This is a genomic window from Mycobacterium sp. 5-140-3-2 (assembly GCF_035666375.1).
Taxonomy (GTDB): domain Bacteria; phylum Actinomycetota; class Actinomycetes; order Mycobacteriales; family Mycobacteriaceae; genus Mycobacterium; species Mycobacterium intracellulare.
The window spans coordinates 3,875,189-3,890,596 of record NZ_CP142025.1 but is presented as its reverse complement, the minus strand read 5'-3'; the positions used below and the strand labels follow the sequence as shown (position 1 = coordinate 3,890,596).

The following is a 15,408-nucleotide window of genomic DNA, read 5'->3' as shown; positions in this document are numbered from 1 at the left end:
TGTCGCCTCATAGACAGGAGATGTAGTGGCAGGTAAGGCCCGCGTACACGAGTTGGCTAAGGAACTCGGTGTCACCAGCAAGGAAGTCCTCGCCCGACTGAATGATCAGGGCGAATTCGTCAAATCCGCATCGTCGACGGTAGAAGCACCGGTCGCTCGCCGGCTGCGCGAGTCCTTCGGGGGCGGCAAGCCCGCGGCCGAGAAGGCCCCCGCGAAGGCCGCGAAAGGCGACGCCAAGGCGTCCGCCAAGGCCCCCGACAAGTCGCTCGACGCGGCCCTCGACAACGCGATCAACAAGCCCGCCGGCAACGGCGAAGCGACCGCGACGCCGGCCCAGCCCGGTGGCGCGGCGCCCGCCGCCGCCGCCCAGGCCTCCGGCGCCGCGCCGAGCGACGCCCCGGCGCGACCGGGGCCGGCCCCCGCGCGCCCGTCGGCGCCGTCGCCAGGGCAGCCGAAGCCGCCCGCTCCCGGCCAGGCGCCGCACCCCGGCATGACGCCGGGCCCGCGCCCCGGCCCCATCCCCAAGCCCCGCGCCCCGCGCGTCGGCAACAACCCGTTCTCGTCGGCGCAACCCGTCGACCGGCCCATCCCGCGCCCGGCGGCGCCGCGTCCCGGAGCGCCCCGCCCGGGCGCGCCGCGGCCCGGCGCCTCCCCGGGCAACATGCCACCCCGGCCCGCCGGCGCGGCCGGACAGGGCCGCCCGCCGCGCCCCGGCGCCCCGCGGCCCGGCGGCGGCCGGCCCGGTGGTCCCGGCGGTCGTGACGGGGGAGGCGGCAACTACCGCGGCGGTGGCGGCGGAGTCGGCGCCCCGCCCGGAGGCGGCGGCGGTTTCCGCGGCCGGCCCGGTGGCGGCGGTGGCCGTCCCGGCCAGCGCGGCGGTGCGGCCGGCGCGTTCGGCCGTCCCGGCGGCGCGCCCCGGCGTGGCCGCAAGTCGAAGCGGGCGAAGCGCGCCGAGTACGAGAACATGCAGGCCCCGGTCGTCGGCGGTGTGCGGTTGCCGCACGGCAACGGCGAGACGATCCGGCTGGCCCGCGGCGCGTCGCTCTCCGACTTCGCCGACAAGATCAACGCCAACCCGGCCTCGCTGGTGCAGGCGCTGTTCAACCTCGGTGAGATGGTGACGGCCACCCAATCGGTGGGCGACGAGACGCTCGAGCTGCTGGGCAGCGAGATGAACTACGTCGTCCAGGTCGTCAGCCCGGAGGACGAGGACCGCGAGCTGCTCGAGTCCTTCGATCTGACCTACGGCGAGGACGAAGGCACCGAGGAAGACCTGCAGACCCGCCCGCCGGTGGTGACCGTGATGGGTCACGTCGACCACGGTAAGACCCGGCTGCTGGACACCATCCGTAAGGCCAACGTGCGCGAGGCCGAGGCGGGCGGCATCACCCAGCACATCGGCGCCTACCAGGTGTCCGTCGAGCACGACGGCGACGAGCGGCCGATCACCTTCATCGACACCCCGGGTCACGAGGCGTTCACCGCCATGCGTGCCCGCGGCGCGAAGGCCACCGACATCGCGATCCTGGTGGTGGCCGCCGACGACGGTGTCATGCCCCAGACGGTGGAGGCCATCAACCACGCGCAGGCCGCCGACGTGCCCATCGTGGTCGCGGTCAACAAGATCGACGTGGAGGGCGCCGACCCGGCCAAGATCCGTGGCCAGCTCACCGAATACGGTTTGGTGGCAGAGGATTTCGGTGGCGAGACGATGTTCGTCGACATCTCCGCCAAGCAGGGCACCAACATCGACGCGCTGCTCGAGGCGGTCCTGCTGACCGCCGACGCCGCCCTGGACCTGCGGGCCAACCCCGACATGGAGGCCCAGGGTGTCGCGATCGAGGCGCACCTGGACCGCGGCCGCGGGCCGGTCGCGACCGTGCTGGTGCAGCGCGGCACGCTGCGCGTCGGCGACTCGGTGGTCGCCGGCGACGCCTACGGGCGCGTGCGCCGCATGGTCGACGAGCACGGCGACGACGTCGAAGAGGCGTTGCCGTCGCGGCCCGTGCAGGTCATCGGGTTCACGTCGGTGCCCGGCGCCGGTGACAACCTGCTGGTCGTCGACGAGGACCGCATCGCCCGCCAGATCGCCGACAAGCGCAGCGCCCGCAAGCGCAACGCGCTGGCGGCCCGCTCGCGCAAGCGGATCAGCCTGGAGGACCTGGACTCGGCGCTGAAGGAAACCAGCCAGCTGAACCTGATCCTCAAGGGCGACAACGCCGGTACGGTCGAGGCGCTCGAAGAGGCCCTGATGGGCATCCAGATCGACGACGAGGTGGCGCTGCGCGTCATCGACCGCGGCGTCGGTGGCATCACCGAAACCAACGTCAACCTGGCGTCGGCGTCGGACGCGGTGATCATCGGCTTCAACGTGCGGGCCGAGGGCAAGGCCACCGAGCTGGCCAACCGCGAGGGCGTGGAGATCCGCTACTACTCGGTGATCTACCAGGCGATCGACGAGATCGAGAAGGCCCTGCGCGGCATGCTCAAGCCGATCTACGAGGAGAACCAGCTGGGTCGCGCCGAGATCCGGGCGATCTTCCGGTCCTCCAAGGTCGGCATCATCGCCGGCTGCATGATCAGCTCCGGCGTGGTGCGGCGCAACGCCAAGGCCCGGTTGCTGCGCGACAACGTCGTGGTCACCGAGAACCTCACGATCAACTCGCTGCGACGCGAAAAGGATGATGTGACCGAGGTCCGCGAGGGCTTCGAATGCGGTATGACGCTGGGCTATTCCGACATCAAGGAAGGCGACATCATCGAGTCCTACGAGCTGGTCCAAAAGGAACGGTCGTGACCCGGCATGGCTGACCCCGCCCGGGCCCGCCGCCTCGCCAAGCGGATCAACACGATCGTCGCCTCGGCGATCGAGTTCGAGATCAAGGACCCCGGGCTTGACGGGGTCACCATCGTGGACGCGAAGGTGACCGCCGACCTGCACGACGCGACCGTGTTCTACACGGTCATGGGGCGCACGCTGGACGACGAGCCGGACTACGGCGCGGCCGCGGCCGCGCTGGAGCGGGCCAAGGGCGCGCTGCGCACCATGGTCGGGGCGGGCACCGGCGTGCGCTTCACGCCCACCCTCACGTTCACCCGCGACACCACGTCGGACAACGTGCAGCGGATGGACGAGTTGCTGGCGCGGGCCCGCGCCGCGGACGCTGATCTGGCGCGGGTTCGTTCGGGCGCCAAGCCGGCTGGGGAGGCCGATCCATACCGGGATAGCGGATCGGGCGCCGAGCCCGGCCTCGACGGGAGCATCGGTGACGACGACCAACGCGAATACTGAACTGGCCGGTGTGGGTGCACGCGTCGACGCGCCGGCCGCCGTCGACCTACTGTCGGACGCCGCCACCGTCGCGGTGATCGCCCACGTGCATCCCGACGCCGACACCATCGGCGCCGGTCTGGCGCTTGGTTTGGTGCTCGACAAGTGCGGCAAGCGGGTCGAGGTCAGTTTCGCCGAGCCCGCCGGCCTGCCGGAATCGCTGGCGTCGCTGCCGGGCCGTCACCTGCTGGTCAGCCCGGACGCGATGCGCCGCGACGTCGATCTGGTTGTCACCGTTGACGTTCCGAGCGTCAAGCGCCTGGGCGCGTTGAGCGAGCTGGCCGTGTCGGGCGCCGAGGTGCTGGTGATCGACCACCACGCCTCCAACGACATGTTCGGCACCGCCAATTTCGTTGACGTGTCGGCGGATTCGACCACGATGATGATCGCCGACATCCTCGACGCGTGGGGCAAGCCCATCGATTCCGACGTCGCGCACTGCATCTACGCCGGCCTGACGACCGATACCGGATCGTTCCGCTGGGCCAGCGCGCGCGCCCTTCGTCTGGCCGCCCGGCTGGTCGACGCCGGCGTGGACAACGCCGCAATCAGCCGGACCCTGATGGACACCCATCCGTTCGGATGGCTGCCGCTGCTGTCGCGCGTGCTGGCGTCGGCCCAGTTGGTGCCGGGCGCGGCCGGCGGCCGGGGGCTGGTGTATGCCGTTGTCGGCCACCAGGATTGGAGCGGCTCCCGCCCGGAGGAAGTCGAAAGCATCGTCGACATCGTGCGGACCACGCAGCAGGCCGAGGTGGCCGCGGTCTTCAAGGAGGTCGCGCCGGGGCAGTGGTCGGTATCGATGCGGGCCAAGGCCGAAGTGGACCTGGCGACGGTCGCGTCCGCATTCGGCGGCGGCGGGCACCGGCTGGCGGCCGGCTACTCGACCACCGGCCCGATCGAGGACGCCGTCGCGGCGCTGCGCACCGCGCTCGGGTGACCGAGCCGGATCGACCCGACGCCGGGGGCCGTCGGATCGCCGGCCTGGCGCTACCCGCGCTGGGCGTGCTGGCGGCCGAACCGCTCTACCTGCTCTTCGATACCGCGGTCGTCGGCCGGCTCGGCGCCCTGAGCCTGGCCGGGCTGGCCATCGGCGGGCTACTGCTCAGCCTGGTGGGTTCCGACCTCACCTTCCTTTCCTACGGCACGACGGCACGCTCGGCCCGCCACTTCGGCGCCGGCAACCGCTCGTCGGCGGTGACCGAGGGCGTGCAGGCGACGTGGTTGGCGCTGGGGCTGGGCGCACTCGTCGTGATCGCGGTGCAGACTGCGGCGGTGCCGCTGGTGTCGGTGATCGCCGGCGGCAAAGTGGGCGGGGAGGCGATCGCCGCGGCGGCGCTGCCGTGGCTGCGCATCGCGATCTTCGGCGCCCCGGCCATATTGGTGTCTCTGGCGGGGAACGGGTGGATGCGCGGCGTGCAGGACACCGTCCGCCCGCTGCGTTATGTGGTTGCCGGCTTTGGGCTTTCGGCGCTGCTGTGCCCGCTGTTGGTCTACGGCTGGCTGGGGTTGCCGCGGTTGGGGCTGGCCGGATCGGCGGTGGCCAACCTGGCGGGCCAGTGGCTGGCCGCGGTGCTGTTCGGGCGCGCGCTGCTGGCCGAGCGGGCACCGCTGCGGCTGGACCGCGCCGTGCTGCGGGCCCAACTCGTGATGGGCCGGGACCTGGTGGTGCGGACGCTGGCTTTTCAGGCCTGCTTCGTCTCGGCGGGCGCGGTCGCCGCCCGATTCGGCGCCTCGGCGTTGGCCGCGCATCAGGTCGTGCTGCAGCTGTGGGAATTCCTTGCGCTGGTGCTGGATTCGTTGGCGATAGCGGCGCAGGCCCTCGTGGGCGCCGCGCTGGGCGCCGGTGACGCCGCACACGCGAAATCGGTGGCGCGACGGGTGACGCTGTTCTCGGCGGCGGCCGCCGCCCTGCTGGCGGCCCTCTGCGCGGTCGGGTTTTCCGCGCTGCCCCGCCTGTTCACCGACGACCGTTCGGTGCTGGCCGCGATCGGGGTGCCGTGGTGGTTCCTGGTGGCCCAATTACCCTTTGCCGGAATTGTTTTCGCCCTGGATGGCGTGCTGCTGGGTGCGGGGGACGCCGCGTTCATGCGCACCGCCACCGTGATCAGCGCGCTGGTCGGCTTCTTGCCGTTGATCTGGCTGTCGCTGGTGTTCGGCTGGGGTCTGGCGGGCATCTGGACGGGGCTGACCACGTTCGTGCTGCTGCGGCTGGTCTTCGTTGGCGCCCGGGCGATCTCGGGCCGTTGGGCGGCCACCACGGGCCGCTAGAACGCCCAGCTGCCCGAGCGCTGCACGACGAATCCGTGGTCGCCGCTGGTGGTGTCCAGGCAGGCGACCAGGTTGTCGGCTCCCACCGCGCAGGTGACGTTGAGGTAGGTCAACTTCTGGCCCGCGGCCAACAGCTTGGCGCCCGTGGGCAGCGCGGGCGGGTTGCCGTCGCATCCGCTGTAGGACATGCGGCTCAATTGGTAGCCGGGGCCCTTGAAGTCGACGGAACCCACGACGCAATCGCCCGGCCGCGGGTGGCCCCCGGGGATGGGGACGTCGTCCATGCCCGACATGTCGCCCTTGCACTTGATGTCCTGCGAGGGTTGCGGCGCGGGCGCCGGCCCGCCGTAAAAGTCACAGACCAGCGCGTACGGGGCGGAAAAGGCGATCCGCGGCGAGGCGCCGGTGCTGAGGTAGCCCTCGGCCGGGACGGCGGTGTAGCCGTCGAGGTTGGGGAACTTGGGCGGCGGCTGCGCGGCCGCGAGGGGGCCACCGGCCGCGATCGCCGATGCCGCCAGCGCCAGGCAGGCGAGCGCCCTGCTGATTCCCACAACCGCGCGCATCACCTGATCGTATTGGGTGGCCGGAAATCGGCCCGACCGGACCGCCCGATCAGCGAACCTGGGCCCGCCCGCGTTGCAGCACGGCCTCGCGGTTGGCGGCGATGTCGTCGCCGCTGGTCCGGAATTGCCGGGCCGCCATCGCCTCCTGCCAGAGCCCCGCGCCGGTCTGCGCGTCGTCGATGCGGTGATAGGACGCCAGCAGCGCCCGCACCGCGTCCTGGTTGTTCCCCACGATCGACGCGGCGACCTGGCGCGCGGCACCCAGCAGCCGCTCGTGGGGCACCGCCTCGGTCACCAGGCCGGCGCGCAGCGCGTCGGCGGCGGACAGGTAGTCGCCGGTCATGCTCATCCGCCGGGCCAGGCCGATGCCCACCTTCTGCGGTAACCGCACGCTCAGCCCCCAGGTGGGCAGCAGGCCCACCCGGGCATGCGTGTCGGCGAAGCGGGCGTTCTCCGAGGCGATCAGGATGTCGCAGTACAGCGCCAGCTCCAGCCCGCCGGTCACGGCGGCGCCGTTGATGGCGCCGATCACCGGCTTGGTCATCGCCGGCCACCGCGGCGAGATGTCCGGCAGCGCCGACGAGCCGCCGAGCTCCTTGAGATCGAGTCCCGCGCAGAACACCGGGTCGGCGCCGGTGACGATGACGACGTCGACGTCGTCGTCGGTTTCGGCGTCGGCCAGCGCGCCGAAGAAGCGGTCCCGCAACGCCGAGGACAGCGCGTTGCGCGATTGGGGTCGGTTCAGGGTCAGGGTGCGGACCCGTTCCTCGGTGTCGATCAGCAGGATCTCGTCGGTCATGAATGCAACCGTAGTCAGCCGTCCGTTGCGACCGGAGGCGGTACGGCGGGGCAGCGCTTATCGTGGGGACCATGTGCCGGAACATCACCGAACTGCGGGGTCTTCAGCCGGCGGCCACCGCGGAGGAAATCGCCGCGGCGGCCCGCCAGTACGTGCGCAAGGTCAGCGGCATCACCCACCCGTCGGCCGTCAACGCCGAGGCGTTCGAGCAGGCGGTCGCCGAGGTCACCGAGACGACGACCCGGCTGCTCGGGCGGCTGGCCCCGCGGCGTCAGCCGCCCAAGACGGTGCCGCCGTTGCGCCGGCCCGAGGTGGTGGCCCGGTTGGCGGGTGCGACATGACGGTGACCGCCACGATGCCCGCGCTCAAAGAGTGGAGCGCCGCGGTCCACGCCCTGCTCGACGGCCGCCAACGGGTGCTGCTGCGCAAGGGGGGCACCGGGGAGAAGCGGTTCGACCTTGCCGCCCGCGAATTCCTGTTGTTCCCGACGGTCGCGCACAGCCACGCCGAGCGGGTGCGCACCGAACATCGAGACCTGCTCGAGCCCGCCGCCGCCGACAGCACCGACGACGAGCTGGTGATCCGCGCGGCCGCGAAAGTCGTTGCGGCGGTGGCTGTTGAGCGGCCCGACGGCCTGGCGGCCATCGAGGACCTGCACATCTGGACGCCCGAGTCGGTGCGCGCCGACCGGCTCGATTTTCGCCCCAAGCACAAGCTGGCCGTGCTGGTGGTGTCGGTGATCCCGTTGGCCGAACCGGCACGCATCGCCCGGACGCCCGAATACGCCGGCTGCAAGAGCTGGGTGGAGCTGCCGGTGCACGCACCGTTGGCGGCGCCGGTGCACGACGATCCCGCGCTAGACGCCGTCGCCGCCCGCGTCCGCGATGCCGTCGGCTGACAACTCCGCCGGGCCGACGGGCAACACCAGCCGGGAGCGTCCGTAGCGCACGCTGTGGGTGACCGGCGTGGCGCGCCGGGCGGTCAGCACCGGTTCGTCGCCGCCGAGGTTGTGCGCGTAGCGCGGGGACCAACTACCGGCGATCAGCACCCGGATGCGTGACCCGGCGCGGAACCGGTGGGCGATGCCGTCGAGCTCGAGGCGAACGACCTTCTCCGACTTCGTCTTCGCCGCGGTGGCCAACCGGCGGTAGGCCTCGCTCACGTTGCGCGACCGGCCCTTCGGATCGACCTCACTCACCCGCACGAACAGGTCGACGTGCGGATTGTCGGCGCCGTGTGCGAGCTCGACGACCGGGGTTCCGTAGGCGTACAGGTCCTGGGTGAGGGTGGCGCTGGTGAACGCCAGCACGTCGGCGCGCGACGCGAGCCGGCCGTCGTCGCGGTAACCGCCGTTGGCGGACAGCATCGGGCCGCCGATGGTCGGTGTCGGATCGGCCGGGTCGTAGCGAAACGTGGCCGGGGACAGCCCTTTCAGCGTCGGGGCGGTCTCACCCAGGTAGCCACCGGGCCGCAGGTACAGCGCGCGCTCGGTGGTGACGGGCGGCCACGCGGGCAGGCTGCGCCACCCTTGGCCTCGACCCACGCCGGTGACGTAGACCCGGACCGGGCTGGGCCGGCGGGCGGGGGCCTCACCCAGGTGAGTGCCCAGCCAATCCAGCGTCTCCCGGGCGCAGGTGGCGAGCCCGGTGGTGAGCAGCTGGGTGTGCGTCCACGGGCCGACGGTGAGCGCGACATCGACTCCCCGGCCGTGCAGATGCGCGTACTGCCGCAGCGTCTGCCTGATGAAGAGGTCCTGCCAGCCGCCGATGAGCAGCACGGGCACCTGAACCCGGTCCAGCGCCTCGTTGCAGCGCAACGCATTCCAGAAGGGATCGCCGGGATCGCTGTGTTCGGCCCACGATTCGAACCAGGGTGCGCCCGTGCCGAGCAGGGCCCGGGCGGCTTCGCCCAGTGGCGTCGCGGCCGCGGCCCGCGGCACCTTGCGGCGGGTCTGCAACTGGCGCAGCGCGGCGCGGGCGCGCACCGGGTCCTCCTGGTGCGCCACCATGTCGCTCCAGCCCAGGAAGTCGTTGACCGCGAACGACCCTGTGCCCCAAGTCGATTCGTTGAAGTCGTGCGGTCCCACCGCGATCACCGCGGTGGACAGTTCCGGCGGGGGATCCTGCAACAGGGCCCACTGCGTGAATCCCAGGTACGACATGCCGATGGTGGCGAAGCTGCCGGTGAACCACGGCTGCTCACGCAGCCATGCGACGGTGTCCGCGCCGTCGGCGATCTCGTCGGCCATCGGCTCGAAAACCCCGCCGGACCCGAACGTTCCGCGCACACTCTGCAGCACCACGTGGTAGCCGCGCGCCGCGTACAGCGCGCCGAATATCAGGGTGAACGGGAATCCGCGTCCGTAGGGGCTGCGGACCAGCAGGGTGCCGACGGGGGTGGCGGGCGTGTAATGGTCGGCCACCAAGGCGACCCCGTCGCGCATCGGCACGCGCACGCGCTCCACGGTGTAGTCGGTGGTCGCCGGCGGCAGACCCAGCAACCGGCCAAGGGCCTTGCCGCCCAAGTGATTCAGGGTGTGCAGGGTCGGCTGCGCGGGGCGGATCGAGGTGATGCTCACCCTAGAACTTGTAATACGGAGCGAGGTCGTTGGCGCGCTGCAGGTTGGTCTGCATGCAATCGACCTCGGGGTCGGAGTAGACGGTCGAGTAGTACAGCGCCTGCTGCAGCACCCCGTAACTGGTCTTGAACACGACCATGCAGGAGTAGAACCAGTAGCTGTTGTGATAGGTCGGCTTGAGCACCCAGTACTGCGCGGCGCGGTGGCCCGCGATCGTCGTCTCGACGGCGTCGGCGGGCAGCGAGGCCTCGTAGGTGCGCCAGATGATTGGCTCGACGGCCACCTGATAGTTGCCGGCGTCGAAGTGGCAGCGCAGCCCGTCCTCGTGCTCGGGCGGTGTGAATCCCAGCCCGAGGCGCTGGACGACGTCGAACGGGATGTCCTCGCACGCGTCGAACGGGCGCGGATCGGTGGTCGCCACGATCGGGCTCTTCATCGTGGTTTCCATCGGCTGGGCGGTCGACCGCAGCTCGACGGGTCGATCGCCGCCACCCGGTAGGGAAGGGGAACCGGACAACACGCCCACCGTGCCCCCGATGGCCGCTGTGAGCAGCGCACCGAGCGCCCCCATCAGACGAACATTGGCGAACACGACACCCCCTGACGCCGCAGCGGTCCTTTCGGGGGAGTGTACAAGTCGCGCGCTCGGGGTCACAGGCAAAGGTGAACTTGTTCTAGTTCACCCGCCGACCGGGCGCGAAAACAGATCGCCCGGCCCGGGTCGTTAGGGTGGTTATTCGTGGCTGGGCATAGATCGGGGCAGGACTCGACCAACGGTGGGCAACCGACGCTGTGGGCGGTGTCCGACCTGCACACCGGTCACCTCGGCAACAAGCCGGTCACCGAATCGCTGCATCCGTCGTCGCCGGACGACTGGCTGATCGTCGCCGGCGACGTCGCCGAGCGCACCGACGAGATTCGCTGGGCCCTTGACCTGCTACGACGGCGGTTCGCCGAGGTGATCTGGGTGCCCGGCAACCACGAGCTGTGGACCACCACCCGCGACCCCGTGCAGGTCTTCGGCAAGGCGCGCTACGACTACCTGGTCAACATGTGCGACGAGATGGGTGTGATCACGCCGGAGCATCCGTTCCCGGTCTGGACCGAGCGCGGCGGTCCGGCCACGATCGTGCCGATGTTCCTGCTCTACGACTACAGCTTCTTGCCCGAGGGGGCCACGAGCAAAGCCGAGGGGCTGACCATCGCGCGGGACCGCAACGTGGTGGCCACCGACGAGTTCCTGCTCTCCCCGGAGCCGTACCCCACCCGCGAGGCGTGGTGCCGCGAGCGCCTGGAGATCACCCGTGCCCGCCTCGAAGAGCTGGACTGGATGACGCCGACCGTTCTGGTGAACCACTTCCCGTTGGTCCGCGATCCCTGCGACGCGCTGTTCTACCCGGAGTTCTCGCTGTGGTGCGGAACCACCAAGACCGCCGACTGGCACACCCGCTACAACGCCGTCTGCTCGGTCTACGGTCACCTGCACATCCCGCGCACCACCTGGTATGACGACGTGCGCTTCGAGGAGGTGTCGGTGGGCTATCCGCGGGAGTGGCGGCGCCGCAAGCCGCCCAGCTGGCTGCGCCAGGTACTGCCGGATCCCCAGTACGCGCCCGGTGACCTCAACGACTTCGGCGGCCACTTCGAGATCACCCCCGAGATGCGACAGCAGGCCACGCAGTTCCGGGAACGGTTGCGGCAGCGGCAATCACGATGACGGGGGAGCACACGCTGGTGTCCTCCGTGTTGCCGGCCACCGACGGCCTGGCCTACTCGGAGGTGTATTCCGATCCGCCCGATCTCGCCCCGCTGCCCGAAGAGGAGCCGTTGATCGCGAGATCGGTGGCCAAGCGGCGCAACGAGTTCATCACCGTCCGGCACTGCGCCCGCATCGCGCTGGGCGAGCTCGGCCTGCCGCCGGTGCCGATCCTCAAGGGCGAGAAGGGAGAACCCTGCTGGCCCGACGGCGTGGTCGGCAGCCTCACCCACTGCACGGGGTACCGCGGCGCGGTGGTGGGCCGCACCGACGCGCTGCGCTCGGTGGGGATCGACGCCGAACCGCACGACGTGTTGCCCGACGGCGTGCTCAACGCGATCAGCCTGCCGGCCGAACGCACCGAGATCCCCGCCCACCTGTCGGGGGATCTGCATTGGGACCGAATCCTGTTCTGCGCCAAGGAGGCGACGTACAAGGCGTGGTTCCCGCTGACCAAGCGGTGGCTGGGCTTCGAGGACGCCCACATCGCGTTCGAGTCCGACGGCCCCGGCGCGGCGACGGGCCGGTTCGTCTCGCGGATCCTGATCGATCCGGCGGCGCTGTCCGGTCCGCCGCTGACGGAGCTGGCGGGCCGCTGGTCGGTCGAGCGCGGGCTGGTGCTGACCGCCATCGTCCTATGAGCGGTCCGGGCATCGTCGTCGTCGACAAGCCGCCGGCGATGACCAGCCACGACGTCGTGGGCCGCTGCCGCCGGATCTTCTCCACCCGGCGGGTGGGGCACGCGGGGACCCTGGACCCGATGGCCACCGGAGTGCTGGTGATCGGCGTCGAGCGCGCCACCAAGATCCTCGGCCTGCTGTCGGCTTCTTCGAAGTCGTACGCGGCCACCATCCGCCTGGGCCAGAGCACGTCGACCGACGACGCCGAGGGCGAGCCGGTGCGCAGCGTCCCGGCGGGGCACCTGACCGCCGAGGCGATCGGGACCGCCGTCGAGGGGCTGCGGGGTGACATCGCGCAGGTGCCCTCGACGGTCAGCGCCATCAAGGTGGGCGGCAAGCGCGCCTACCGCCTGGCCCGCGAGGGCCACGCCGTCGAGCTCGAGGCCCGCCCGGTGCGCATCGACCGGTTCGACGTGCGCGACATTCGCCCCGGACCGCACGGCGTGGACGTGCTCGACGTCGACGTCGAGGTCGATTGCTCGTCGGGGACCTACATCCGTGCGCTGGCCCGCGATCTGGGTGCCGCGCTGGGGGTGGGCGGGCACCTGACGGCGTTGCGCCGCACCCGGGCCGGCCGCTTCGGGCTAGACCAGGCGTATTCGCTCGACGAGCTCGCCGAGCGGCCGCGGCTGAGCTACAGCCTCGACGAGGCCTGCCTGCTGATCTTTCCGCGCCGGCAGTTGTCCGCCGGGGAGGCCGACGCCGCCGCCAACGGCCGGTCCCTGCCGGCGGCCGGGATCGACGGCGTCTACGCCGCCTGTGACCCCGACGGCCGGGTGGTTGCGCTGTTGCGCGACGAGGGGGCGCGGACCAAGTCGGTGGTGGTGGTCCGCCCGGCGACGATGCAGTCCGGAACGGACTGAGGAGGAGGCGGGCCATCGATCCCGCCCGGCGACGCTCTAACGGGTCCCGGCCGAGCGGTTGGTTGGGCTACGTTGCAGACTGAGGTATCCAGGCGGCCCACGGGAAGGGACAACGATGTCCAACAAGATGTCCAACAAGGTTTACGTCATCGGCGTCGGCATGACGAAATTCGAGAAGCCGGGTCGCCGCGAGGGCTGGGACTACCCCGACATGGCGCGTGAGTCGGGGACCAACGCGCTGGCCGACGCCGGCATCGCCTACCACGAGGTGCAGCAGGGCTACGTCGGCTACGTCGCCGGGGATTCGACGTCCGGGCAGCGCGCGCTCTACGAGCTCGGCATGACGGGTATCCCGGTGGTCAACGTCAACAACAACTGCTCCACCGGCTCCACCGCGCTCTTCCTCGCCGCGCAGGCGATCCGCGGCGGCATCGTCGACTGCGCGATCGCGCTGGGTTTCGAGAAGATGCAGCCCGGTTCGCTGGGCGGCGGAGCTCAGGACCGCGAATCGCCGATGGGCAAGCACGTCAAGGCGATGGCCGCGATCGACGAGTTCGCGATGCCCGTCGCGCCGTGGATGTTCGGCGCCGCCGGCCGCGAGCACATGAAGCAATACGGTTCCACCGCAGAGCATTTCGCCAAGATCGGCTATAAGAATCACAAGCACTCGGTGAACAACCCGTTCGCGCAGTTCCAGGAGTCCTACACGCTCGAGGACATCCTGGCGGCGCGGATGATCTCCGACCCGCTGACCAAGCTGCAGTGCTCGCCGACCTCCGACGGTTCGGGCGCGGCCATCCTGGCCTCGGAGAGCTTCGTCGACAGCCACGGGCTGGCGGGCCAGGCCGTCGAGATCGTCGGTCAGGCCATGACCACCGACTTCGCCTCGACGTTCGACGGGAGCGCCAAGAACCTCATCGGCTACGACATGAATGTGCAAGCCGCACAACAGGTCTACGACCAGTCCGGGCTGGGTCCGCAGGACTTCCAGGTGATCGAACTGCACGACTGCTTCTCGGCCAACGAGCTGCTGCTCTACGAGGCGCTGGGCCTGTGTGGGCCGGGTGAGGCGCCCAAGCTGATCGACAACAACGACACCACCTACGGCGGCCGCTGGGTGGTCAACCCCTCCGGTGGCCTGATCTCCAAGGGGCATCCCCTGGGCGCGACCGGGCTGGCGCAGTGCGCGGAACTGACGTGGCAGCTGCGCGGGACGGCCGAGGCGCGTCAGGTCGACAACGTCAGCGCCGCACTGCAACACAACATCGGGCTGGGCGGCGCCGCCGTCGTCACCGCCTACCAGCGCGCCGAACGCTAGGGCGCCATGATCGAGTGGTCCGACACCGACCTGATGGTCCGCGACGCCGTTCGGCAGTTCGTCGACAAGGAGATCCGCCCGCATCTCGACGAATTGGAAACCGGCGCGATGTCGCCCTATCCGATCGCGCGCAAGCTGTTCAGCCAGTTCGGCCTCGATGCCATGGCCGCCGAATCGGTCAAGAAGATGCTGGACCGGGAGCGCTCGGGAGAGCGTCAAAGCGACGGCGAGGCAAGCGGTTTCGGCGGCGGAGCCCAGGGATCGATGATCGCGGTGCTGGTCTCCGAGATCGCCCGGGTCAGCATCGGGTTGCTGAGCACCGCGTCGGTGAGCCTCGGCCTGGGTGCGGCGACCATCATGAGCCGCGGCACGCTGGCGCAGAAGGAACGCTGGCTGCCCGAGCTGATGACGCTGGAAAAGATTGCGGCATGGGCCATCACCGAGCCGGACTCGGGCTCGGATGCGTTCGGCGGCATGAAGACCTACGTCAAACGCGACGGTGCCGATTACATCCTCAACGGGCAGAAGACGTTCATCACCAACGGGCCCTGCGCCGACGTCCTGGTCGTGTACGCCAAACTCGACGAGGGCGACGCCGACCCGACGAAGGTGGACAAGCGCAACCGCCCGGTGCTGGTGTTCGTGCTCGACGCCGGCATGCCGGGCCTGACGCAGGGCAAGCCGTTCAAGAAGATGGGCATGATGTCCTCGCCGACCGGCGAGCTGTTCTTCGACAACGTGCGGCTGAGCCCGGACCGGCTGCTCGGCGAGAGCGAACAGCACACCGACGGCGACGGCCGCGACAGCGCCCGCGCCAACTTCGCCGCCGAGCGGATCGGGATCGCCATGATGGCCCTGGGCATCATCGACGAATGCCACCGGCTGTGCGTCGACTACGCGAAGAGCCGCACGCTGTGGGGCAAGAACATCGGGCAGTTCCAGCTGATCCAGCTCAAGCTGGCCAAGATGGAGATCGCGCGAATGAACGTGCAGAACATGGTCTTTCACACCATCGAGCGCCAACAGGCCGGTAAGCCGCTGACGCTGGCCGAGGCGTCGGCGATCAAGCTGTACTCGTCGGAGGCGGCGACCGAGGTGGCCATGGAGGCCGTGCAACTGTTCGGCGGCAACGGATATATGGCCGAGTACCGCGTGGAGCAGCTGGCCCGCGACGCCAAGTCGCTGATGATCTACGCCGGCAGCAACGAGGTGCAGGTCACCCACATCGCCAAGGGATTGCTGGCCGACTGAG

The 15,408-nt window shown here is 70.4% G+C and carries 15 protein-coding genes; 11 read left to right on the top strand and 4 right to left on the bottom strand.

What is annotated here, in order from left to right:
* Positions 1 to 25 precede the first annotated feature (25 nt).
* From infB to P6281_RS17935, 4 genes are read left to right on the top strand one after another with little or no spacing between them, the layout of a single operon-like run.
* On the top strand, positions 26 to 2,797 hold the full coding sequence (infB, locus tag P6281_RS17950) for a translation initiation factor IF-2 (protein WP_095580347.1): 2,772 nt from the start codon (positions 26 to 28) through the stop codon (positions 2,795 to 2,797).
* A gap of 6 nt (positions 2,798 to 2,803) precedes the next feature.
* Complete coding sequence (gene rbfA, locus P6281_RS17945) at positions 2,804 to 3,292, top strand: 30S ribosome-binding factor RbfA (RefSeq protein ID WP_008258717.1); 489 nt, start codon at positions 2,804 to 2,806, stop codon at positions 3,290 to 3,292.
* The gene (locus P6281_RS17940) at positions 3,267 to 4,268 is read left to right on the top strand and encodes a DHH family phosphoesterase (RefSeq protein WP_179960084.1); all 1,002 of its coding nucleotides are present in this window, start codon (positions 3,267 to 3,269) and stop codon (positions 4,266 to 4,268) included. Before rbfA ends, P6281_RS17940 begins: the two co-directional genes overlap by 26 nt.
* Complete coding sequence (locus P6281_RS17935; RefSeq protein WP_014380657.1) at positions 4,265 to 5,599, top strand: MATE family efflux transporter; 1,335 nt, start codon at positions 4,265 to 4,267, stop codon at positions 5,597 to 5,599. The genes P6281_RS17940 and P6281_RS17935 overlap by 4 nt, the downstream gene beginning before the upstream one ends.
* Here P6281_RS17935 and P6281_RS17930 read toward each other — a convergent pair.
* On the bottom strand, positions 5,596 to 6,162 hold the full coding sequence (locus tag P6281_RS17930) for a hypothetical protein (protein WP_036390080.1): 567 nt from the start codon (positions 6,160 to 6,162) through the stop codon (positions 5,596 to 5,598). The two genes, P6281_RS17935 and P6281_RS17930, sit on opposite strands and share 4 nt — an antisense overlap.
* 49 nt (positions 6,163 to 6,211) lie before the next feature.
* On the bottom strand, positions 6,212 to 6,961 hold the full coding sequence (locus P6281_RS17925) for an enoyl-CoA hydratase (protein ID WP_014385425.1): 750 nt from the start codon (positions 6,959 to 6,961) through the stop codon (positions 6,212 to 6,214).
* A 71-nt stretch (positions 6,962 to 7,032) separates the two neighbouring features.
* Here P6281_RS17925 and P6281_RS17920 point away from each other — a divergent pair, with 71 nt between their 5' ends.
* Together P6281_RS17920 and P6281_RS17915 are read left to right on the top strand one after the other, a co-directional pair.
* On the top strand, positions 7,033 to 7,302 hold the full coding sequence (locus P6281_RS17920) for a DUF2277 domain-containing protein (protein WP_008258698.1): 270 nt from the start codon (positions 7,033 to 7,035) through the stop codon (positions 7,300 to 7,302).
* Positions 7,299 to 7,859, top strand: coding sequence for a DUF1802 family protein (locus P6281_RS17915; protein ID WP_008258696.1), 561 nt, complete (start codon positions 7,299 to 7,301; stop codon positions 7,857 to 7,859). Before P6281_RS17920 ends, P6281_RS17915 begins: the two co-directional genes overlap by 4 nt.
* On the opposite strand, the gene P6281_RS17910 is transcribed toward P6281_RS17915, so the two are convergent.
* Positions 7,818 to 9,539 carry a CocE/NonD family hydrolase gene (locus P6281_RS17910; protein ID WP_014385424.1) on the bottom strand — a complete coding sequence of 574 codons (1,722 nt, stop codon included), beginning with the start codon at positions 9,537 to 9,539 and terminating at the stop codon, positions 7,818 to 7,820. The genes P6281_RS17915 and P6281_RS17910 overlap by 42 nt on opposite strands.
* A 1-nt stretch (position 9,540) precedes the next feature.
* On the bottom strand, positions 9,541 to 10,131 hold the full coding sequence (locus P6281_RS17905) for a hypothetical protein (RefSeq protein ID WP_014380652.1): 591 nt from the start codon (positions 10,129 to 10,131) through the stop codon (positions 9,541 to 9,543).
* Between the two features lie 147 nt (positions 10,132 to 10,278).
* Here P6281_RS17905 and P6281_RS17900 point away from each other — a divergent pair, with 147 nt between their 5' ends.
* From P6281_RS17900 to P6281_RS17880, 5 genes are all read left to right on the top strand, one after another.
* Positions 10,279 to 11,256, top strand: a complete 978-nt coding sequence (locus tag P6281_RS17900; RefSeq protein ID WP_014385423.1) for a metallophosphoesterase family protein — start codon at positions 10,279 to 10,281, stop codon at positions 11,254 to 11,256.
* On the top strand, positions 11,253 to 11,936 hold the full coding sequence (gene pptT / locus P6281_RS17895; RefSeq protein WP_014385422.1) for a 4'-phosphopantetheinyl transferase PptT: 684 nt from the start codon (positions 11,253 to 11,255) through the stop codon (positions 11,934 to 11,936). The genes P6281_RS17900 and pptT overlap by 4 nt, the downstream gene beginning before the upstream one ends.
* Complete coding sequence (gene truB, locus P6281_RS17890) at positions 11,933 to 12,838, top strand: tRNA pseudouridine(55) synthase TruB (RefSeq protein WP_014385421.1); 906 nt, start codon at positions 11,933 to 11,935, stop codon at positions 12,836 to 12,838. Before pptT ends, truB begins: the two co-directional genes overlap by 4 nt.
* Before the next feature lie 127 nt (positions 12,839 to 12,965).
* Entirely contained in the window at positions 12,966 to 14,156 is a 1,191-nt protein-coding gene (locus P6281_RS17885) for a lipid-transfer protein (protein ID WP_009955346.1), read from the top strand.
* A 6-nt stretch (positions 14,157 to 14,162) separates the two neighbouring features.
* Positions 14,163 to 15,407: an acyl-CoA dehydrogenase family protein gene (locus P6281_RS17880; protein ID WP_202349279.1), complete on the top strand. Its 1,245-nt coding sequence runs from the start codon at positions 14,163 to 14,165 to the stop codon at positions 15,405 to 15,407.
* Position 15,408: the final 1 nt, after the last annotated feature.

Excerpts from the sequence above, each read along its gene's own strand:
- truB (WP_014385421.1), top strand. The coding sequence starts at position 11,933 with ATGAGCGGTCCGGGCATCGTCGTCGTCGACAAGCCGCCGGCGATGACC.
- P6281_RS17925 (WP_014385425.1), bottom strand. The coding sequence starts at position 6,961 with ATGACCGACGAGATCCTGCTGATCGACACCGAGGAACGGGTCCGCACC.
- pptT (WP_014385422.1), top strand. The coding sequence starts at position 11,253 with ATGACGGGGGAGCACACGCTGGTGTCCTCCGTGTTGCCGGCCACCGAC.
- P6281_RS17920 (WP_008258698.1), top strand. The coding sequence starts at position 7,033 with ATGTGCCGGAACATCACCGAACTGCGGGGTCTTCAGCCGGCGGCCACC.
- P6281_RS17880 (WP_202349279.1), top strand. The coding sequence starts at position 14,163 with ATGATCGAGTGGTCCGACACCGACCTGATGGTCCGCGACGCCGTTCGG.
- rbfA (WP_008258717.1), top strand. The coding sequence starts at position 2,804 with ATGGCTGACCCCGCCCGGGCCCGCCGCCTCGCCAAGCGGATCAACACG.
- P6281_RS17930 (WP_036390080.1), bottom strand. The coding sequence starts at position 6,162 with ATGCGCGCGGTTGTGGGAATCAGCAGGGCGCTCGCCTGCCTGGCGCTG.
- P6281_RS17915 (WP_008258696.1), top strand. The coding sequence starts at position 7,299 with ATGACGGTGACCGCCACGATGCCCGCGCTCAAAGAGTGGAGCGCCGCG.
- P6281_RS17885 (WP_009955346.1), top strand. The coding sequence starts at position 12,966 with ATGTCCAACAAGGTTTACGTCATCGGCGTCGGCATGACGAAATTCGAG.